General features: G+C 62.3%; 22 protein-coding genes and 3 pseudogenes. 20 read left to right on the top strand and 5 right to left on the bottom strand.

Annotated elements, in window-relative coordinates:
* Nucleotides 1-6 precede the first annotated feature (6 nt).
* Together CQ015_RS18150 and CQ015_RS18145 are read right to left on the bottom strand one after the other, a co-directional pair.
* Entirely contained in the window at nucleotides 7-624 is a 618-nt protein-coding gene (locus tag CQ015_RS18150) for an isochorismatase family protein (RefSeq protein ID WP_105570122.1), read from the bottom strand.
* 58 nt (nucleotides 625-682) lie between these two features.
* On the bottom strand, nucleotides 683-1,981 hold the full coding sequence (locus CQ015_RS18145; RefSeq protein WP_105650809.1) for a nicotinate phosphoribosyltransferase: 1,299 nt from the start codon (nucleotides 1,979-1,981) through the stop codon (nucleotides 683-685).
* Between the two features lie 117 nt (nucleotides 1,982-2,098).
* Here CQ015_RS18145 and clpS point away from each other — a divergent pair, with 117 nt between their 5' ends.
* The 11 genes and pseudogenes from clpS to CQ015_RS18090 all read left to right on the top strand — a co-directional run bounded on the left by clpS (nucleotide 2,099) and on the right by CQ015_RS18090 (nucleotide 9,693).
* Nucleotides 2,099-2,383: an ATP-dependent Clp protease adapter ClpS gene (clpS, locus tag CQ015_RS18140; protein WP_105570124.1), complete on the top strand. Its 285-nt coding sequence runs from the start codon at nucleotides 2,099-2,101 to the stop codon at nucleotides 2,381-2,383.
* 5 nt (nucleotides 2,384-2,388) lie between these two features.
* Nucleotides 2,389-2,967 (top strand): DUF2017 domain-containing protein, encoded by a 579-nt coding sequence (locus CQ015_RS18135; RefSeq protein ID WP_105650808.1) that lies wholly within the window; start codon nucleotides 2,389-2,391, stop codon nucleotides 2,965-2,967.
* Nucleotides 2,968-2,970: 3 nt separating this feature from the next.
* A complete protein-coding gene (gene murI, locus CQ015_RS18130; protein WP_105554245.1) occupies nucleotides 2,971-3,894 on the top strand; it encodes a glutamate racemase in 924 nt (307 codons plus the stop codon).
* Nucleotides 3,891-4,685 (top strand): annotated as a pseudogene (locus tag CQ015_RS18125) (MBL fold metallo-hydrolase); the annotation flags it as partial. The gene murI and the pseudogene CQ015_RS18125, both read left to right, overlap by 4 nt.
* Nucleotides 4,686-4,908: 223 nt before the next feature.
* The gene (locus CQ015_RS18120; protein WP_105650807.1) at nucleotides 4,909-5,361 is read left to right on the top strand and encodes a carboxymuconolactone decarboxylase family protein; all 453 of its coding nucleotides are present in this window, start codon (nucleotides 4,909-4,911) and stop codon (nucleotides 5,359-5,361) included.
* A 196-nt stretch (nucleotides 5,362-5,557) separates the two neighbouring features.
* Nucleotides 5,558-5,998, top strand: coding sequence for a PACE efflux transporter (locus CQ015_RS18115; protein ID WP_105650806.1), 441 nt, complete (start codon nucleotides 5,558-5,560; stop codon nucleotides 5,996-5,998).
* 106 nt (nucleotides 5,999-6,104) lie between these two features.
* Nucleotides 6,105-6,839: a ribonuclease PH gene (rph, locus tag CQ015_RS18110; RefSeq protein ID WP_105650805.1), complete on the top strand. Its 735-nt coding sequence runs from the start codon at nucleotides 6,105-6,107 to the stop codon at nucleotides 6,837-6,839.
* On the top strand, nucleotides 6,836-7,471 hold the full coding sequence (rdgB, locus tag CQ015_RS18105) for an RdgB/HAM1 family non-canonical purine NTP pyrophosphatase (RefSeq protein ID WP_105650804.1): 636 nt from the start codon (nucleotides 6,836-6,838) through the stop codon (nucleotides 7,469-7,471). Before rph ends, rdgB begins: the two co-directional genes overlap by 4 nt.
* A 224-nt stretch (nucleotides 7,472-7,695) precedes the next feature.
* Nucleotides 7,696-8,085, top strand: coding sequence for a GntR family transcriptional regulator (locus CQ015_RS18100; protein ID WP_258133683.1), 390 nt, complete (start codon nucleotides 7,696-7,698; stop codon nucleotides 8,083-8,085).
* Nucleotides 8,078-9,007 (top strand): ABC transporter ATP-binding protein, encoded by a 930-nt coding sequence (locus CQ015_RS18095; protein ID WP_105554239.1) that lies wholly within the window; start codon nucleotides 8,078-8,080, stop codon nucleotides 9,005-9,007. Before CQ015_RS18100 ends, CQ015_RS18095 begins: the two co-directional genes overlap by 8 nt.
* 14 nt (nucleotides 9,008-9,021) lie before the next feature.
* Entirely contained in the window at nucleotides 9,022-9,693 is a 672-nt protein-coding gene (locus CQ015_RS18090) for a hypothetical protein (RefSeq protein WP_258134036.1), read from the top strand.
* Nucleotides 9,694-9,780: 87 nt separating this feature from the next.
* On the opposite strand, the gene CQ015_RS18085 is transcribed toward CQ015_RS18090, so the two are convergent.
* Nucleotides 9,781-10,311 (bottom strand): DinB family protein, encoded by a 531-nt coding sequence (locus tag CQ015_RS18085; protein ID WP_105650803.1) that lies wholly within the window; start codon nucleotides 10,309-10,311, stop codon nucleotides 9,781-9,783.
* On the opposite strand from CQ015_RS18085, the gene CQ015_RS18830 reads away from it, so the two are divergent.
* The 5 genes from CQ015_RS18830 (at nucleotide 10,310) to CQ015_RS18065 (ending at nucleotide 14,069) form a co-directional block, all read left to right on the top strand.
* The gene (locus CQ015_RS18830) at nucleotides 10,310-10,651 is read left to right on the top strand and encodes a hypothetical protein (protein ID WP_146114092.1); all 342 of its coding nucleotides are present in this window, start codon (nucleotides 10,310-10,312) and stop codon (nucleotides 10,649-10,651) included. The genes CQ015_RS18085 and CQ015_RS18830 overlap by 2 nt on opposite strands.
* A 97-nt stretch (nucleotides 10,652-10,748) precedes the next feature.
* Complete coding sequence (locus CQ015_RS18080) at nucleotides 10,749-11,258, top strand: SRPBCC domain-containing protein (protein WP_181150461.1); 510 nt, start codon at nucleotides 10,749-10,751, stop codon at nucleotides 11,256-11,258.
* 421 nt (nucleotides 11,259-11,679) lie between these two features.
* Nucleotides 11,680-12,687 carry an exonuclease domain-containing protein gene (locus tag CQ015_RS18075; protein WP_105650801.1) on the top strand — a complete coding sequence of 336 codons (1,008 nt, stop codon included), beginning with the start codon at nucleotides 11,680-11,682 and terminating at the stop codon, nucleotides 12,685-12,687.
* A gap of 51 nt (nucleotides 12,688-12,738) precedes the next feature.
* Nucleotides 12,739-13,236: a GtrA family protein gene (locus CQ015_RS18070; RefSeq protein ID WP_146112533.1), complete on the top strand. Its 498-nt coding sequence runs from the start codon at nucleotides 12,739-12,741 to the stop codon at nucleotides 13,234-13,236.
* A 101-nt stretch (nucleotides 13,237-13,337) separates the two neighbouring features.
* On the top strand, nucleotides 13,338-14,069 hold the full coding sequence (locus tag CQ015_RS18065) for an SDR family NAD(P)-dependent oxidoreductase (protein ID WP_105554806.1): 732 nt from the start codon (nucleotides 13,338-13,340) through the stop codon (nucleotides 14,067-14,069).
* A 157-nt stretch (nucleotides 14,070-14,226) separates the two neighbouring features.
* On the opposite strand, the gene CQ015_RS18060 is transcribed toward CQ015_RS18065, so the two are convergent.
* On the bottom strand, nucleotides 14,227-15,168 hold the full coding sequence (locus CQ015_RS18060; protein WP_181150460.1) for an ADP-ribosylglycohydrolase family protein: 942 nt from the start codon (nucleotides 15,166-15,168) through the stop codon (nucleotides 14,227-14,229).
* 135 nt (nucleotides 15,169-15,303) lie between these two features.
* On the opposite strand from CQ015_RS18060, the pseudogene CQ015_RS18055 reads away from it, so the two are divergent.
* A pseudogene (locus CQ015_RS18055) lies at nucleotides 15,304-15,543 on the top strand (IS1380 family transposase); the annotation flags it as partial.
* A 370-nt stretch (nucleotides 15,544-15,913) separates the two neighbouring features.
* Here CQ015_RS18055 and CQ015_RS18050 read toward each other — a convergent pair.
* The gene (locus tag CQ015_RS18050; RefSeq protein ID WP_096222961.1) at nucleotides 15,914-16,855 is read right to left on the bottom strand and encodes a GlxA family transcriptional regulator; all 942 of its coding nucleotides are present in this window, start codon (nucleotides 16,853-16,855) and stop codon (nucleotides 15,914-15,916) included.
* 108 nt (nucleotides 16,856-16,963) lie between these two features.
* Here CQ015_RS18050 and CQ015_RS18045 point away from each other — a divergent pair, with 108 nt between their 5' ends.
* From CQ015_RS18045 to CQ015_RS18035, 3 genes and pseudogenes are all read left to right on the top strand, one after another.
* Entirely contained in the window at nucleotides 16,964-17,275 is a 312-nt protein-coding gene (locus tag CQ015_RS18045; protein WP_003941073.1) for a putative quinol monooxygenase, read from the top strand.
* 632 nt (nucleotides 17,276-17,907) lie between these two features.
* Nucleotides 17,908-19,233: an ISL3-like element ISPfr2 family transposase gene (locus CQ015_RS18040; protein ID WP_026138135.1), complete on the top strand. Its 1,326-nt coding sequence runs from the start codon at nucleotides 17,908-17,910 to the stop codon at nucleotides 19,231-19,233.
* A 5-nt stretch (nucleotides 19,234-19,238) separates the two neighbouring features.
* Nucleotides 19,239-19,555, top strand: a pseudogene (locus CQ015_RS18035) (transposase); the annotation flags it as partial.

Raw genomic sequence — 19,555 nt, 5'->3', positions numbered from 1 at the left:
GAAGGCTCAGGGCGCGGGGCTGACCGGTTCCAGCCCCAGGGTAAGCACGATGGCTCCGGCCTCGCGCAGCTGGGTGTAGACCGCCGGCAGGTTCTGCGGGCTCACCGCCGCGGTCAGCGGGGCGAGCACGGTGGTGCTGAATCCGGCGCGGGCGGCATCCAGCGCGGTGGCGCGCACGCAGTGATCGGTGGCGATGCCCACGATATCCACCGTGGTGATGCCGCGCTCGCGCAACCATTGATCCAGCAGGGCGCCGGACTCATCCTCCGGGGCCGCGCCCGGATCCAGGACCCGGGCCTCGAACCCCGAGTAGGCGGCGGTGAAGCGGCCCTTGGCGAAGTGCGCGTCGACTTCCAGCGCGGCGATGCTTGGGTGCAGCTCCGCGCCTTCGGTGCCGGCGACGCAGTGCACCGGCCAGGAGTCGGCGAAGTCCGGGGCCTCGGAAAAGTGGGCTCCCGGATCGATATGCCAGTCCTGGGTGGTGATGATCGCGCTGTAGGACTCGCGGCGGGCCATCACATCCTCGGCGATCGCGGCAGCGACGGCGTTGCCGCCGGCCACGGCCAGCGGGCCGCCTTCGCAGAAATCCGGTTGGACATCGACAACTAGCAGGGCTCGAGTCATGTTTTGCTCCTAATCATTGCGAGTGAATAGGGTTTTAACCATAATACTGCCTCGGCGCTCAGTCCTCGCGGATGATCGTCGGGATGACCGGCTCGCCGCGCTGGAGCTTGCGTGCCACTCCGGGCATTTCCTGGATCGAGGCGTGGTGACGCGCCCTGGCCTTCTCCACGCCGGCCGCGCCGATGAAGGACTCATCGATCCGGCCCGCGGTGACGAAGGGCACCGAAAGCTGGCGCTCGGGCCCGCCGGTGCTGTACTCCTCGAGCGAGACGATCTCCGCGGTGGCACGGTTGCGTTCGTTCAGCTGGCGGACCGCGTGCTTGCGCCCGCCGACGCTCGCCTTGTTCGCCGAGGCCTTCGCCACCGGAATCCAGCTGCCGGCCGAATCCTGCCGGGCGACGAGCTTGTAGACCATCGAGGCGGTCGGGTGCCCGGAACCGGTGACCAGGGCGGTGCCCACGCCGTAGGAATCCACCGGTGCGCTGCCCAGGGCCGCGATCGCGTATTCGTCCAGATCAGAGGTGACGGTGATCTTGGTGTTCCAGTTGCCCAGGTCGTCGAGCAGCTCGCGCACCCAGCCGGCCTGCTGGACCAGGTCGCCGGAGTCCAGACGCACCCCGCCGAGCTCGGGACCGGCCACCTTGACCGCGGTGCGCACCCCGGCCTCCACCTCGTAGGTGTCCACCAGCAGCGTGGTGTCTTTGCCCAGCGATTGGATCTGCGCGGCGAAGGCCTGCTCTTCGGTGTCGTGCAGCAGGGTGAAGGAGTGCGCGGAGGTGCCTACCGTCTTGATCCCGTAGCGTGCGCCGGCCTCCAGATTGGAGGTCGAATCGAATCCGGCGATGATCGCGGCGCGGGCCGCGGCCACCGCGGATTCCTCGTGGGTGCGCCGGGAGCCCATCTCGATGCACGGACGGGTGCCGGCCGAGGCGATCATGCGCGAGGCGGCCGAGGCGATGGCCGAATCGTGGTTCAGGATCGAGAGGATGTAGGTTTCGATCACGCAGGCCTCGGCGAAAGTGGACTGCACGGTGAGGATCGGGGAGTGCGGGAAGTAGAGCTCGCCCTCGGCGTAGCCGGTGATGTCGCCGGTGAACTTGAAGTTCTCCAGGTAATCCAGGGTTTGCTTGTTCACCACCTTGGTATCCGAGAGGAAGCGCAGCTGCGCGTCGCCGAAGTGGAAGTCCTTGAGGCCTTCGAGCAGGCGACCGGTGCCGGCGACCACGCCATAGCGTCGTCCCTCGGGCAGTCGGCGCGAGAAGGCTTCGAACACCGAGGGGCGGTGAGCGGCGCCGGAGGCGAGGGCCGCCTGCAGCATGGTCAGCTCGTAGTGATCGGTAAAAAGGCTGGTGAGCATGTGGTGCTCCTGATCGAAAAGTGGATGGACCGGCCTTTACTGTATAACGCCTCACGCTTGCGGTGATATTCACAACGCACCGCGCCTCCTGGCAAGATGGGGCGTAAAATGAGAATTATGACCGCTATGCCCGATGTAATGACGAACCCCGAGACCCTCAAGGCGCAGGATAAGGCCTGGCGCCTTATCGTGTGGAACGACCCGGTGAACCTGATGAGCTATGTCTCCTATGTGTTCCAGTCGTATTTTGGCTTCACCCGCGAGCGCGCCGAACAGCTGATGCTGCAGGTGCACAACGACGGTTTTTGCGTCGTGCGCAGCGGTGCCCGGGAGGCGATCGAGTCCGACGTGCATGCGATGCACGGCTTCGGATTGCAGGCAACCATGACCCAGGAGGCCTAAGCTACGTGGCAAAGGCCTTTAAAAGTGGCGCGCGCGGAATCACCGGTACGCTGCACGCCTCGGAACGGAAATTGCTGCGCGAACTCTTCGGCGACGTCATCACGGTGCTCGAAGAACGCGCCGCGGTGCATGAGCTGCCCGAGGATATCGATCCGCTGTACGCGCTGACCGGGATGCGCCCAAAGAGCGCGGATCTTCCCGAACCATCCGATGCCGCGGTCAAGCGGCTGCTTCCGGATGCCAGCGAGGACAAGGCGGTGGCCGCGGAATTCCGCCGGCTGACCGAAGCGGATCTGATCGCCGAAAAGACCTCTTTATTACGCGAGGCCCAGCTTTTGCTGGAGACCGAGAAGCTGGTGCTCCAGGTCCCGGCCGCGCAACGCTTCGCGCGGGCGTTGAACGATGTGCGCCTGGTGCTCGCCGAGCGGCTGGACATCCGCGACGAGGCGGATTCGGAGCGGATCGCCCAGCTGGTCGATGCCGCGGCCGTGCAATCGCCGCAAGAGTATCTGGGATTGGTGTACAACTTGGTCTCCTGGGTGCAGGACACCTTGATGCAGGCACTGATGAATGCGGAGCGCTAGGCGATGAACTCCTACTTCGCCAGTTCTCCGCTCAGCGCGCCAAATGCCAATACCCCGATCGGGATCTTCGATTCAGGGGTCGGTGGACTGACCGTGGCCCGCGCGATCATCGACCAGCTGCCGGGCGAATCGTTGATCTACGTCGGAGACACCGCGAACTCGCCCTACGGCCCGTTGCCGATCGCCCAGGTGCGGGCCAATGCGCTGGGCGTGATGGACGAGCTGGTGGACGCCGGGGTGAAGCTGCTGGTGATCGCCTGCAATTCGGCCTCCTCGGCGGTGCTGCGTGACGCCCGCGAACGCTATACCGCGCGCTACGGGATCCCGGTGGTCGAGGTGATCCAGCCGGCGGTGCGCCGTGCGGTCGCAGCGACGAAGAATGGGAAGATCGGGCTGATCGGCACCCAGGCGACGGTGGGATCGCGCGCCTACGAGGACGCTTTTGCCGCCGCGCCGTCGTTGAAGGTGCACGCGGTGGCCTGTCCGCGGTTTGTCGAATTTGTGGAGTCAGGGATTACCGCCGGTGCCGAGCTGCTGGCGCAGGCCGAGGAATACCTGGCCCCGCTGAAGGCCGCCGAGGTGGACACGCTGATCCTGGGCTGCACCCACTACCCGCTGCTCACCGGCGTGATTTCCTACGTGATGGGGGAGTCGGTCACCCTGGTCTCCAGCGCCGAGGAGACCGCAAAGGATGCCTTCCGCGCCTTGACGACCCATGAATTGGTACGCGAGGACCAGCTGGCGGCGCGTCACGAATTCCTTGCCACCGGGAACGCTGATAGTTTTGGGGTATTGGCTCGCCGATTCCTCGGACCGGAAGTATTGCAGGTGCGCCATGTGGACCATGTGGCCGCCCACTATCCCACCGGTGCGATCACCAGGCTAACCCCGGAACTGATTGCCGCGGCGAAAGCGAGTAAGCAATGAAGCTGACCATTATCGGGTGCACCGGGTCGTTCCCGGGCCCGAGCTCCCCGGCGTCCTGTTACCTGGTCACTGCCTTTGATGGCACTCGCGACTGGAAGATCCTGCTCGATCTTGGCTCCGGCGCCCTGGGCGTCCTGCAGCGCTATACCGATATCAAGGACCTCGATGGGATCATGATTTCCCATCTCCACCCGGATCACTGCATGGACCTGTGCGGCATGCACGTGGCCATCCGCTGGGACCCAAACGGCTGGAACCGCGAAAAAATGCTGGTTCATGGGCCGGCGGATACCGCCAATCGGATCGAGACCGCCTACGGCCTGCCCGAGGGCGACACCATGCACAAGGACTACGACTTCCGCCAGTGGACCGCGCTGCAGCCGGTGAATATCGGCCCATTCACCATCACCCCCTACCCGGTGCGCCACCCCATCGAAGAGTCCTACGCCTTGCGTGTCGAGGCCCGCGAGCCTGGCCCCGACGGGGAACTGCTGACCAGTGTGCTGACCTACTCGGGGGATACCGATACCTGCCAGGGGCTGGTGGATGCCGCCCGGGGTTCGGATATCTTCCTCTGCGAAGCGGCCTTCGAGGAGGGCCGCGACGACGCGATCGACGGGGTGCACCTGACCGGCAAGCGTGCCGGGCAGATGGCCACCGAGGCGGGCGCCGAGCGCCTGCTGCTGACCCACATCCCGGTGTGGACCGATATCAACAAGGTCGTCGACGAGGCGAAGGAAACTTATGACCGCGGGATCGCCGTGGCAATTTCCGGGGTGACCTACGGGGTCTACTCCGGCTCCCTGAAAGAGGACAAGCACCCGACGCTGTTCAAGGGCGACCGCGGAACCGACTACCTCAAGTCCCGCACCGGCTCGCTGCCGAAGATCAACTACGAGAAGGTCCGCAAGTTCCCGCTGCTCAAGCGCAAGAAGTAGCGGGCGGGCTTTTGCGGCACGGGTAGGCAACCGAGCCCGCCGCACCCACGGGCCAACCCAACGGAGGAACCGAACTATGCCATTGGCACCGCGACGCAGCGTAAATCTGGGCAAGCAACATCCCGAGGCCTACAAGGCCCTGATCGAGTTGAATGCGCAGGCCGAAGCGGCGCTGGTGGCCTGCGGTCTGGACCCGCTGCTCGGTGAGCTGGTCAAGATCCGTGTTTCGCAGCTCAACGGCTGCGCCTTCTGCCTGCGAATGCACACTCGCGATGCGCTGAAACTCGGGGAGACGTCCGACCGCTTGGCTGTGCTGGCCGCGTGGTGGGAATCGCAATACTTCAACGAGGTGGAGGCCGCGGCGCTGGCCTTGGCCGAAGAGGTCACGCAGCTTGAGGTGCCGCCGTCGCGCGCCGGGGACAACGCGGTGCTCAGCGCGGAGCAAGTCTCCGCGATCAGTTGGCTTGCCATCGTGATGAACAGCTGGAATCGGATCGCGATTCGCAGCCAGTACCCCGTCGCACCTTGATCACCGGAAATCGCCGTTCGGCCGAGGGATCAGCCAGCCAGACCGGTGATTTCGCTCACCGAACTCTAGCGAGCAGAATTGCCGCGTGCTAGCTTGGAAAGCACACCCCGCTGAGGACTCGCGGGGCAATTAACTACCTACACCATGGACGCGAACCCGCAAGGACTTCCTATGGACTACTTCTAAGGAGTACCTCGTGTCCTCGGTTCTTCGACGCATCATTTACGTCTTTTCCTATGAGCTCTTCGCCATTATGCTGACCTCCGTGGCCTTGGTCCTCTTGGGTTTTGGCGGCGGGCATTCCGGTATTGTCGCCGTGACTTCTTCGGTCGTGGCCTTGATCTGGAACTACATCTGGACCTCCCTGTTCGAGGCATGGGAAAAGCGCCAGGAGTCCCAGGTGCGCACCGTGGGGCGCCGGATTGCCCACGCGCTCGGGTTTGAAGGCGGATTGGTGCTGATTCTTGTGCCGATTCTCGCCTGGATCCTCTCGGTTACGCTGCTCGAGGCGTTGGTCCTGGAAGCAGGATTGCTGGTGTTCTTCCTGATCTACACCTTCGTCTTTGCCTGGCTCTTCGACCGTGTCCTACCGGCCAAAAAATGCCCATCTGCCGAGGTCGAAGAATCGGTGATTTAGCACCGCCCGCCAGCCAAGTCGAGTTGGCACCCTGTTGGACTAAACACCCTGGCTTCTGGTGCCGTCACAGAACCGGAAGCCGGGGTGCTTTCGTTAGGATGGAAGCATGACTTTACGTGCCGACGGCCGCAGCGCCGCGCAACTTCGCGACATCACCATCACCCGTGGATGGTCCACCCAGGCCGAAGGCTCGGCTCTGATCGAATTCGGAAATACCCGCGTGCTGTGCACCGCTTCCTTCACCCAGGGCGTGCCGCGCTGGCTCAAGGGCGAGGGGACCGGCTGGGTTACCGCAGAATACGCGATGCTTCCACGTGCCACCAACACCCGTAACTCCCGCGAAGCGGTCAAGGGCAAGCTGTCGGGCCGCACCCATGAGATTTCCCGACTGATCGGCCGCTCGCTGCGCGCGGTGGTTGACACCAAACAGCTAGGCGAAAACACCATCGTGCTCGACTGCGACGTATTGCAGGCAGATGGCGGAACCCGCACCGCCGCGATCACCGGCGCCTATGTGGCGCTGGCCGAAGCGCTGGAATGGGCCCGCCGCGAGGGAATCCTGAAGTCCAACGCGAAGGTGCTCTCCGATTCTGTCGCGGCGATCTCCGTGGGCATTATCGACGGTACCCCGATGCTCGACCTGCCTTATGAGGAGGACGTTCGCGCGGAGACCGACATGAACGTCGTGGTCACCGGTTCCGGTGACTTCGTCGAGGTGCAGGGTACAGCGGAGGGCGCACCGTTTAAGCGTGCAAAGCTCGACGCATTGCTGGACCTTGCATTGATCGGGACCACCGAGCTGGCGCAGATCCAGACCGAGACCCTGCGAAACGCCAAATGAGCGAGGCAGTTCTCGTCCTAGCCTCACGCAACCAGGGCAAGCTGCGCGAACTGCGCGAGCTGCTGCGCGGCCAGGTGCCTGGCCTGGATGTCGACACCCAGGTCATCGACGCGGCCACCGCCGGCGCCCCGGACCCGGTCGAGGATCAGGTCACCTTCGAGGGCAATGCGCTGAAGAAGGCCAAGGAGATCAGTGCCGCTACCGGGCTGATCGCGCTGGCCGATGATTCGGGATTGAGCGTTGATGTCTTAGGCGGTGCACCCGGGATCTTCTCGGCTCGCTGGTCTGGATCGCACGGTGACGACGAAGCGAATATCGACCTGTTGCTGGGGCAGCTCGGTGATATCGCCGAAGAGCACCGTGGCGCCGCGTTCGTCTGCGCCGCGGCACTGGCTACTCCGAGTGGTGCGCAGCAAGTGGAACTCGGCAAGCTTGTGGGCCGGCTGCGCCGCGAGCGTGCCGGCGAGCATGGCTTCGGCTACGACCCGGTATTCCAGCCCAAAGATTCCAACCGTTCCTTGGCTCAGTTCTCGGCAGAGGAAAAGAACTCGATCTCGCATCGCGCCCAGGCATTCAAACTGTTGCTACCAGCAATTATCACTGAGGTCAGCAAGGCATTAGCCATCAAATAAGCGCCAGCGTGACTTGGCGCAGATAGCCACCTGGCTTCTGGTGAACCGGCCGGCTCTCCGCTTTTCCCCGATATGGGAAATACGGAGAGCCGGCCGGTTTTTTCGTGCGCGGAAGGCAGTGGTATTGCATAATTTTCACCCAGGTTCTATGGTTAGTTACATGAGTAATGAACCAATGAACTGGTTGGGAGATTTGGTTCCACAAACGAGGGGAAGTGCATGGCGTGATCGATGATTCGAAACCGATTTTCATGCAGATCGCCGAGCTGATCGAAAATGATATTTTCGCTGGCGTGCTTGCCGAAGAGGCCCAAGTGCCATCGACAAACGAATTCGCCGCCTTTTACCGGATTAACCCGGCAACTGCGGCCAAAGGAATTAACAAGCTCGTTGAAGAAGGGCTGTTGTATAAGAAGCGGGGGATCGGGATGTTCGTAGCACAGGGCGCGCCGGAACGGCTGAGGCAAAAGCGTCGACAGAAATTTAATGACCTGTACGTCCAGCCGCTGACGGCCGAAGCGGGGAAACTTGGCATCGGAGTTGAGGAGCTGATGGACATGATCAAATCCGCACATCCATTGGATTCGACCCACGGAGGTATGAGTGATGTCTGAGAAAATCGCAGTTTCGGCGCAACGGCTGACTAAGACGTTTAAGGACGTCAAGGCGCTGGATGACGTTACCCTGCAGCTAGAATCCAACAAGATCTACGGTCTGCTCGGCCGCAATGGCGCTGGCAAGACGACCCTGATGTCGATCCTCACCGGTCAGGGGTACCCCGGCAGTGGCGAGATCGAGATCTTCGGGCACGCGCCCTTCGAGCATGATGCAACCCTGTCCCGCATCTGCTTCATTCGTGAATCGCAGAAGTACCCCGATGAGTACAAGGTCTTTCAGGCGTTCAAAGCAGCGTCCCTCTTCTTCGAAAATTGGAACGAGGCGCTAGCCCAGGAGCTGATCGCAGACTTCAACTTGCCGGTCAAGCGCAAGATCAAGAAGCTATCCCGCGGCCAGCTTTCGGCCGTTGGAGTGATCATTGGCCTGGCTTCGCGGGCCGAAGTTACCTTCTTCGACGAGCCATACCTGGGCCTGGATGCGGTGGCTCGGCAGATCTTCTACGACCGACTGGTTGAAGATTTTTCGCTGTATCCACGCACGATCGTGCTCTCCAGCCACCTGATCGACGAGGTCGCAAATCTCCTCGAACACGTGATCATCATCGACGGTGGTCGCATTGTGATGGACAGCGATGCTGAATCCCTTCAAGGGGCCGCGGTGACGGTCAGCGGCAACTCGAGCACGGTGCACGAGTTTATCGAGGGTTACCCGGTCATTCACCGGGATTCTCTGGGAACGCTGGCGAGCATCAGCATCCGAGCGCGACTTTCGGAGAGGCAACAAACCGAAGCGCGAGAACTGGGTCTTGATCTCAGCCCCGTTTCACTACAGCAACTGGTCGTACGGACTGCCTTGGGGCAGCCGGTTCAAAGCGAAACAACCGAAGGCGATGAGGAGGCAAAGCAATGGAGCGTGTAATAAAGGTAGTTCGCATGCAACTGATCAACAAATGGGTCTTTATTGGCCTCCCGCTGTTGATTCTCGGCTGCTCTTTTATTTTCTCGTTGGCGATCTTCTGGATAGTCCGCGAAGCCGGAGCCGAGGGAGCCGTTTATGGCGGCGGAGCCCAAGCGCCCATGTGGTACTTTTTGGCGTTGGGTATCCAGGCACTGACCTTAACCTTCCCCTTTTCTCAGGCCATGAGCGTCTCGCGACGCAGTTTCTACCTCGGAACGGTCCTATTGTTTTCGGCCTGCGCACTGGCGCTATCGATCTTCTACTACTTGATGGGACTGGTGGAGAAGGCAACCGGTGGTTGGTGGCTGGATTCCCGGTTCTTCGCCTTGGAATGGATCGCGGATAACAACGCGGCGGTTCAGGTAGGTTTCTACTTCGTGCTGATGGTACTGCTGTTCATGATCGGCTTCTTGATCGCCACGATCTACATGCGCTGGAAGACGACCGGCATGGTGGTCTTCTTCATTGGACTAGGAGTCGTGCTCCTCGGAGTTGCCGCGCTGATGACCTTCAGCGATTTTTGGGACAATTTCTGGAGCTGGGCGCTGACTTGGACTGCTGCCGGGGTGACCTTGTGGGGTGGTGCCGTAGCGGTGGTGATGGCCGGCGGTTCGTATCTGACCTTGCGTAAGGCAACAGTGGCCTAGCCGCCCGATAGATGGCCTGATACCCGGGGAGCGAATCACTCGCTTCCTGGGTATTCTGCTAGCCGGAGACCCAGCGCAGCGCGATCCCTATCCCATCGACTTCGCACCGTCGATGGACTCGCGGATGATGTCGGCGTGCCCAGCATGCTGAGAAGTCTCTGCACCGATGTGAAGCAATGACCGGCGCACGCTAAGGCTCGCGCCAGGTTCGTTCCATGGAGCCGGCGGTAGCTCGAAACGTCGATCAAGATCCGCAAGGGTAGTCACTATCTTATCGGTGCGTGCGGCGCAGGCATCGTAATCAGCAATGATTTCCGCCAGAGTCTGATCTGCTCCCATTTCAAACTGAGCCTGCCGAATCGCGTATTCCTCCGCTCCCCACTGCGCAAAATGCTTCCCATTGACCGACTGGGCCTCCATGCCTTCGACGACAAATCGCGCCCAGGAATCCTCGGTGGCGGTAACGTGCTTAATGATTCCTCCTAAGCAGAGAGCACTGGCCGTGGGGCGAAGCCTGGCCTGATCATCGCTCAGCCCGCGGGTCGTATTCTTCAGGAAGAAACGGGCCTCCGCCAGCAACCCCAAGATGTCTTGGCGTTCGGGAGATAGCGAAACCATGGTGCTCCTTGGAAAGGTCAATGCTTGGATGGGAAGTGCTGTGCCCAACGATACGACGCTCCGCAGCTGGGCCACAGCCTTCGAATTGAAACAGGTCGGGCCGAAAACTCAAAGACTAGGCGAATATTTCCTGTCCCAAGCCAGGTCGAATCGGGTCTATCGAGAGCTGCATGGAGCAACAGATGGGCTTGAAATAGCACTTTTCCCGCAGTGGTTTTGGTCGCCAGGGTGGGGAAGAGGCGAATTGCCCACGGTCGGCAAAATCAGCCTGCCGACGCCTGGGCGGTCGCCAGATGATGAGGGCGTGACCGAGCATGGCAAGGCGTTTCTTTTCCAATGACGGATGGCACCTTTCTTGCTACCCTACATACACCGCTGTCGAGCCCGATGGATACCGAATCCACCTCGGCAATTCATGGAGAATCAGGAGAGTGGCCATGAACGCCCTGCCGACCGGAACCCGCGCACCCGATGGCGCCTTGGAGCTGCGCAGAGTTTTCACGGTGCCAGCCGCAGAGCTTTGGACCTACCTTGCTGTTTCGGATCGAACTGCTTTGTGGTTCGGCAGTTGGCGGGGTGACCCCAATAGCGGGGAAGTGGAAGTCGCTTTGACCGCCGAGGAAGGAACGCCCCGCGAGAAAGTCGAGATCCTGAGCTGTGACCGGGCTGCTTACCTTCTTAGCGTCAGCACCGGGGAAGGCGAGGAAGTTTGGCGGTTGGAATTATCGATCGAGGAAGTTTCGGACGGCAGCAAGTTGGTGTTCAGGATGCCGGGGCTCGATCCGACCATGGCCGGCTCGGTGGGTCCTGGGTGGGATTACTACCTGGACCGGCTGGTGGCAGCCGTTTCCGGTGCCAATGCCGATGAAATCCGATTCGAACCGGATTATTACCCAGCACTTAGCGGCTACTACGAGTCGCTCTTCCCAGCCGCGCCCCGGGAGTAATCGCTTGCGTATATCGGCTTTACGGGCGACGCGAGCATCCAATGCCGTGTTCGGTGCAGCTCTGGGCCTTTCGCTGATTTAACCCGAAAATCCGATTGTCGTCCTGTGGACGATGGATCCTTGCAGGGACTATGGGCGAAGGGAGGCAGCTAGGGGAAATGGCCTGCGCATGCTGAGCGGTTCGCCATCAAAATGCGTAATTCACTACGGCGTGAATCGCTGGAACTGCAGTGCCTTCTGATGTGAGCTGTCTTGCTCTTCCTATTTTGCGGAGAATCGAATCGATTGTTAATAAACGCAGGTCAGATACGTGTTTAATGAGATACGCAACGCTGTAGTAAAAGGGAGTCTTGCAGCCGAGAAAGGCCGTCGAGGGGACACAGATGACGTTGATTTAGCGAAAGGGAGTAAACTGGCAGGCGTGTCATTGGACTTCACAGCGCTAGATTTTGAAACGGCGAACGGATTTATCGGCTCGGCCTGCTCGGTCGGCCTAGTAAAGGTCCGTTCCGGACGTATCGTCGAAACCGAACAGTGGTTGCTTCGGCCTCCGGAGGGTTTCGATCATTTCGACCCACGGAACGTCTCGATTCACCACATCACCGAGGATATGGTCACACACTCGCCACGGGTCGGCGAGAAGCTCGGCGACCTGCTGGAGTTCGTCGGTTCAGATGTTCTCGTAGCCCACAACTCGGCTTTCGACTCGGGCGTCATTCGGGCAGCTTCCGAAGCCAGTGAGCTATCGGTACCGCAACTTGCTCACCTTTGCACGGTCAAGCTTTCGCGCAAGGCCTATGATCTGCCGAGCTATTCGCTGCCGTTCGTCGCCGAAGAGGCCGGGCACCCAATCGAAAACCACCACGAAGCCTTGGCTGATGCCGAGGCCTGCGCGTGGGCGATGATCGACATAGCGCAACGCAGCAATGCGAGCACTGTCTTGCAGGCAGCCGATCATTACAAAGTCGGGCTTGGATTGACCGCCGCGTGGAACCCGGGCGAAGAGTTTTCCCGCGCTACCCGTGACGCACAAGGCTGGATAGCCAGCGGCCAACAGCTGCCGCCCCAAGACACCTTCGGCTCATGGCCGCAGGAAGGCGATAATCCCGAACCGAATTCGAGTGCCGATCCCACGCATCCGTTATACGGACAGGTGATGGTCTTTACCGGCAATCTCGCCGTGCCTCGCCCCAAGGCAAAGCAATGGGCCGCTAACTACGGTGCGCAGACCGCCTCGCGGGTCACCCGGGCAACGACCGCGCTGGTTGTCGGAGATGGGTTTGTGCCGCAGGATCTCTCCAACGGGCGGCTGACCAACAAGGCAAAGCACGTGCTGAAACTGCGTGACAAGGGGCAACGCGTGGAAATCATCTCCGAGGGTGAGTTCATGCAGCTGGTCGAAGGCTTCGGAATGGCCGTTCAGGGTTAAGCACGGCCAGCCGCAACAACGTCTTCAGCCACTAACAACCACGGAGCAACTGTGAGCGGTAAAAATCGCGTGCTAACAAGACTCATGCGCTTCGTCGGCGTGGGCGGGTTCTGCTTTGTGGTGACGCTAGTGGTCAACTACGGTCTGAAATTCACGGTGCTCGAACCGCACCCGACGACCGCTTTCATCATTGCCAACGGTGTTGCGACAATCGTCTCCTTCGTCCTGACCCGGCAGTACACCTTCCAGCATCAGAACGATGCCTTCCGCAAGCGCGTCCAGGCGATCGGATTTTTTGCGGTTTCACTGATTGGCATTGGCATCAACTCGGCCCCGCTGTATGTGTCCCGGTGGATCTTGGGATATCACTATCCGCAGGTCTCCTTCCTGAGCCAGGAAATCGCCGACTTCGTTTCAGGGCCGATCATCGGCACCGTACTGGCCATGGTTTTCCGCTGGTGGGCGCTGCACAAATTTGTCTTCCCGGACACGGAGCAGAACTCCACCACCGGTGAGGAACAAGAGCTAGCTTCATCGTCTAGTGGCTAGCGATCCGGGATCAAGCCAGGAACAACCTCGCCCCAGCAACTCGCATGAGTGTTTAAACGCCCAGATTTGGCGCGCCCGCCTGCCGCGTTTAAGCTCGGTGAATGAACTCTTCTGGAATGGTGGTCGCGGTCACCGGCGGCTCACGAGGCATTGGTGCTGCCATCGTCCAACGCGTTGCAGCCGCGGGGCATAATGTTCTCATCGGCTACCGCCGCGATGAGCAAGCAGCAATCTCCTTAGCGAACAATGTCCGCCAGCAGGGCGGTCATGCGCTCGCCTCCCGCGTAGATGTCACCGATCCGACGTCGTTGGAAGAATTCTTTCGGTCCGGTGAGGCCCTCGGTCCGCTAGCGGGTGTGGTTGCGTCGGCCGGCGCCGTCGAGGCTGTCGGAGCATTGGCCGATCTCGACCCCGAGGCGATCCGGCAGGATCTCGAGGTCAACCTGCTTGGCCCGGTGCTGACCGCACGCGCCGCAATCCCGCGCCTCAAGGCGACGCGCGGTTCACTGGTGCTTATTGGTTCCGCAGCCTCCACGATTGGCAGCCCCGGTTCCTACGTGCACTATGCTGCCGCGAAGGCAGGCGTGGCCGCCCTTGCCGTCGGGTTGTCAAAGGAGGTCGCCTCGTATGGCGTCCGTGTCAACTGCGTCGAGCCCGGGACCGTCTGGACCGACTTCCACCAGGACCCGCAGCGGCCAGCGAAAGTGGCTGCTGCGATCCCACTGGGGCGCGCCGGAGATCCGGCAGAGATTGCCGGAGCCGTCGCGTGGCTGCTCTCCGAGGATGCCGGGTACACCACCGGGGCGACGCTGCGCGTTGCCGGCGGAATGTGAGAACCCGAGAGTGTTCGCGTGACATCCCGCTGTGGCGTGTACGGCAGGTTTGCCTAGAACCTTGAGAAGTCTGCTCACCTGGTCCCGGCACCAATCTTCCGGAATCCAAGACCAGGCGAGCCAACGATTATGTCGGCACCGTCGCAGCGATACGCGTTTAGACGAGCAGGGCCATCCAACGGTCATGCAGCTCGGAGATAATGTCATCCAACGCGGAGGCAGGGCGGTCGCCCACTGCATCGGAACCATAAACGGCAGCCAACAGGGCTACGGCGTAGGCATCGGTTTCTGGGTCGCGTACGGTGGTCTCGTCGTCTGCTGGCGCCTCTTCGGATTCGACATCGGATTCTTCTTCGGCCTCGGCGGGTCCCTTGTCGGCGAAGTAGGCAGCGTAGGCATCGGTCGGTGACAGGTGCAGCGAATCCCGGACGATCGAAACGACTTGGCGCAGGGCCTCGGCCGAAGGGCCTTCCAGCCCTTCAAGCATGCCTTCCCATTCGCCGGCGGAGCCTTCGGAGCGTTCCATGGCCGAACGAATGATCTTTGCGGCGGCGATGGCCGTGTTGGCAGCCTGGGTATCGTGCGTCAGGAATGCGGCCGAGCGGGCCACGGCAACCGTGGTGTCCACGGGTACGCGGGCCAGCAGTGCGGCAACGGCCGCACGCGGAAGCACTCCGGTTGAATCGGCGTTGGGGCCCGTGGGGCGAACGCGCTGACCCATATCGGCGGAGTTCAGTCCGGCGACATTTTGCGGGTCGCCGGGCAGGATGCCTTCGTGCAGTTCAACCTTGGCGAACTCGGCATCGATCCAGCGTTTCAGCGGTTCGGGCGCTCCGGTAGGGAAAGACCCGGTCAGCTGTGCGTAGCCGCGCAGCGAGGCAAGCCACATACAGGCCGCTTCATCGCTGCCCACACCGTCGTTGGCCCATTCGAGGGCTTCGAGCAGCCCGTCGGCCATATACAGCGGGAGCAATTCGGTGGCGCCGGGATCGATATCGTCGCGGGCGTGGGTTGCGCCGTCGGCTATGCCGAGCAGGATCGCGAACACCTTGTCTGAGTAGTTCTCTGGCAGGAGTGCAATTTCACCGGTTTCATTCACACTCCACATTCTAACCCGGGTATTTCATGAAGGCCGGTAGTCATTAACTGACTTAAAAGATGAAAAGGTGACCTGAACAGGGAAAATGGGAGTGTCTAAGCTTCCAAAATACCCGTTCGAAGGATCACCTTTTCTGTGAACCATTCTACTCACGTTTTCCCTGCTATCCCGACCCAACTCACCGGTCAATCTCTGGTCTCCCATGCAGGGTTGTCGGTGCTGACCAGCTTCCTGAACGCGGTGGACTTCCGCAGGGTATGCGAGGACCGGTTCAGCCAGTTCGTACCCGCTACCGCAACGCACCGGCCAGGCAAGATCCTCGGCGCGCTGGCCCTGTCCTTGGCGGCCGGCGGTGAACAAGCCACAGATATTGACGGCTCTTCCCAGATGAGGGTGTAGGTCGGCCGGGCGCGTCGGTCCGCAGATAGACGTCGAGGTCTCCCGACGACGGAGGTTCCTACGCCATCCATCCGAAAGACCTCGACGTGACCGACGCTACCCCGCCGGCCAGCTTCGGCCGCCCTGACCTGACCGCCTTCGTGTCTCATCCCAATCGACCCTGATCGGGTCTGCTGATCCTCTCGACGAGAACGCAGCGACATCATAGCCACCCAACCCCGACCGTCCGGGAAGCCGGGGCACGTCGCATGGCCTGTGCTGCGGGCGTGTCGAGTGGGGCGTCCAGGGGCGACGCAGGAGCGTCGACGCGACGTACTGAGAGGTGGTTCTAAGGCATGGCGATAGGTCAGGAACGGCGTCGCTCCCTGCGCAGGAGGGAGCGCAGAGTCTCGGCGTTCGCGTAGCCGACCCGTAGCGCGATCTCGGCGGAGGTGAGGTCCGTGGTTGCTGAGAGGTGCCGAGCTCGTTCGATGCGAAGCCGTTGGACGAAGCCGAGCGGAGTGAGGTTGAGCGCCGCACGGACTCGTCGTTCGAGGGTGCGCCGGCTGGTGCCGAGCGACTGCGCGACGAAGGCGACGTTGAACGGTTCGTCCAGGCGGGCGCGCACGAAGCGTTCGAACTCGACGACGATCGGGTCCTCGTGCCGGAGATGTTCGTAGGCGACGAAGGCCGCCTGCGACGGGCGCTCGTCGATGATGAGGAGCTTGGCGACATGTTGGGCCAGGTCGGGGCTGATCGATCGCACGAGTGAGAGCGCGAGGTCGATGTGGGCGAAGGCGGCGCCGGCGGTGACGAGGTTCCCGTCGACCACGACCATGGTGTCGAGATCGAGGGCGACGGTCGGATAGCGCTTCAGGAACTCCGGCCCCAGGAACCAGCTGGTCGTCGCCCGCCGATGATGCATCCGTCCGGTCTCGGCGACGGCGAACACGCCGGTGCACGCCGCGGCGATCCGGGTGGTCGCCTCGTCGAGGCGCCCGAGCGAGGCGATGACCGAACGAGCATCTCGGCTCTGGAGGGCGTCGTTGGTAGCGGCGGCCGTAAGGGTTCCAAGCGCAGGGACGACGACCACGTCGAACTCTCCGGACTCCGACAGCGGGTGGTCCACCGACAGGGTCATCGATGCCGTCGTGGTCACTCGCCGTTTCGGTCCGAGGATGGCGAGTTCGATCGGGTCGATCCGCGGGTCGACATCGCCGCGGGCTCCGTCGGCCACCCGCACGATGTCGATGATCGACGCGATAGCCGAACCGAAGCAGCCGTCGATCGCGATCAGTCCAATACGCATGACGTAAACAATAGCAATACTGCCGTATACGCCACTTCTCACATGCCCTTTTTCGTCATAGACTGAACTCGCTTCACCAAGAAACCTCGACACCTAGGAGAACCCCTCATGTCAACACCCGCATCACTTCCGTATGCCTTCGTCGCCAAGATCGTCGCGGCCGATGGACAGCACGACGCGCTCGCCGATCTGCTCGCCGGCGCTGTCGCGCTCGCCAACGAAGAAGTAGGAACGATTGTCTGGTTCGCGGTCAGGACCCACGCCGACACCTTCTGGATCTTCGATGCATTCCCCGACGAGGCCGCTCGCGACGCCCACGCCAACGGCGCCATCGTCGCAGCCCTGATGGCCAACCAGCACCTCCTCGGCGCAGCACCCGAGATCCTGGCGGCCGACGTCCTCGCGTCCAAGCTCCCGTAGTCCGCCAACGCACGAGACCATCGCGCCCCGCCGAGCCGTCGCCAGGTCGCGACGCAACGCCACGCTGCGTTGCCGAGCGGTGCGAGGCCTATCGGCACACGGACAGGATGCCGGCCGCGAGCGCTCTGCCTGCGAGGGGTCCGTCGCAGAGGAGAGCGACGTCGGTGTCGGGCAGAGCCGTGAGGCCAGCGCATCGCGCGACCACCAGAACCGAACAGCCCCTGCCCTGCGTTTCCGCAGGTCAGGGGCTGTTCGCCGGAGCCGCCTGTCGGAATCGAACCGACGACCGAATCACGTCGGCTTTGCGTCTATCACTTGATGCGCCCACTGGGCGAACGAGCCGCTGACCTGCGCAAACGCCGAGCGTGGGGGACGCCGCCATCCGGTGGTGACCGACGACGACCGACCAGTACCGACCGTTTCACCGGAGCTTGCGGCGGCGTCGAAGCCGAGTAAGCTCCATTCCTTTAGCTCACCGCGCCCTCCTCCTCGCCGGTCCCGTCGTCGTCGAAGACGTTTCAGGGGTCTTCTCAGATGACGGTGTAGGTCGGCCGGGCGCGTCGGTCCGCAGATAGACGTCGAGGTCTCCCGACGACGGAGGTTCCTACGCCATCCATCCGAAAGACCTCGACGTGTCCGACGCTACCCCGCCGGCCGGCTTCGGCCGCCCTGACCTGACCGCCTTCGCTCGACTCGACGGCCTCGGTCTGAGCGTGACCGGACAACGACTTGAACCGGATCGTGCGGTCCTCGCGTGCCGCGTGGTGGAACCAGATCAGTGGTGCCGACGGTGCGGCAGCGAAGGCGCTGCTCGTGACACCGTGATCCGGCGGTTGGCCCACGAGCCGCTGGGCTGGCGACCGACCGTGCTGGAAGTTGTAGTGCGCCGCTACCGCTGTGCCGACTGCGGGCACGTGTGGCGCCAAGACACCAGCGCCGCGGCGGAGCCACGCGCGAAGCTCTCGCGCACCGGGCTGCGGTGGGCGCTGGAAGGGATCGTGGTCGCACACCTCACCGTCGCCCGTGTCGCCGAGGGACTCGGGGTCGCGTGGGACACCGCCAACAACGCGGTCCTGGCTGAAGGCAAGCGGCTGCTGATCAACGACCCCACGCGGTTTGAGGGCGTGAAGGTCATTGGCGTCGATGAGCACGTCTGGCGCCACACCAGGCGTGGCGACAAGTACGTCACCGTGATCATCGACCTCACCCCGGTCCGCGATGGCGCCGGCCCAGCAAGGCTGCTGGACATGGTCGAGGGCCGGTCGAAGGCGGCGTTCAAGACCTGGCTCGCCGACCGCGACGACGCCTTCCGTGACGCGGTCGAGGTGGTCGCGATGGACGGCTTCACCGGGTTCAAGACCGCCGCTGCAGAGGAGATCCCGGACGCGGTCACGGTGATGGATCCCTTCCACGTCGTGCGCCTGGCCGGTGACGCCCTCGACAGGTGCCGGCGCCGGGTCCAACTCGCGATCCACGGGCACCGTGGGTTCAGGGACGACCCGCTCTACAAGTCGCGGCGCACGCTGCACACCGGCGCGGACCTGCTCACCGACAAGCAGAGCGACAGGCTACGCGCGCTGTTCGTTGATGACGCTCACGTCGAGGTCGAGGCGACCTGGGGTGTCTACCAGCGCATGATCGCCGCCTATCGCCACGAGGACCGGCAACGTGGCCGCGAGCTCATGGAGAAGCTGATCACCGACCTCAGCGCCGGCGTCCCCAAGGTGCTCACCGAGCTCACCACCCTGGGCCGGACCCTGAAGAAGCGAGCCGCTGACGTGCTCGCCTACTTCGAACGACCCGGCACCAGCAACGGGCCGACCGAGGCGCTCAACGGACGGCTCGAACACCTGCGCGGCTCCGCACTCGGGTTCCGCAACCTGACCAACTACATCGCCCGAAGCCTGCTCGAGACCGGCGGCTTCAGACCCCAACTCCTACACCCCCGATTGGGATGAGCCATATTGACCAGCTACGAGCCGCACCAGAACTCTTTGGCTCAGTAGCGTCGGATGCCACGGTTAGCCGATTCATGGGCCGGATCAAAGAACAGCCAGAAGCTTTCTCCTACGGGTTCGCCACCATGACCCGCAGCCTGCGCTCCAAAGTCTGGAATGCGGCCGGGCCGCGGAATCCAGCCCGGCTGGCCACGGCAGCCAATCCGCTGATTATTGACCTCGATGCGTCGCTAGTGCATGTTCATTCTGAGAAGGAAAACAGCGCTGGGACGTATAAAGGTGGGTACGGTTTTTCACCGATGATTGCCATGGCTGACTACGG

Origin of the sequence: Arthrobacter sp. MYb221 (genome assembly GCF_002979835.1) — a bacterium.
Lineage (GTDB): Bacteria > Actinomycetota > Actinomycetes > Actinomycetales > Micrococcaceae > Glutamicibacter.
This window is presented reverse-complemented; position numbering and strand designations above follow the sequence as displayed.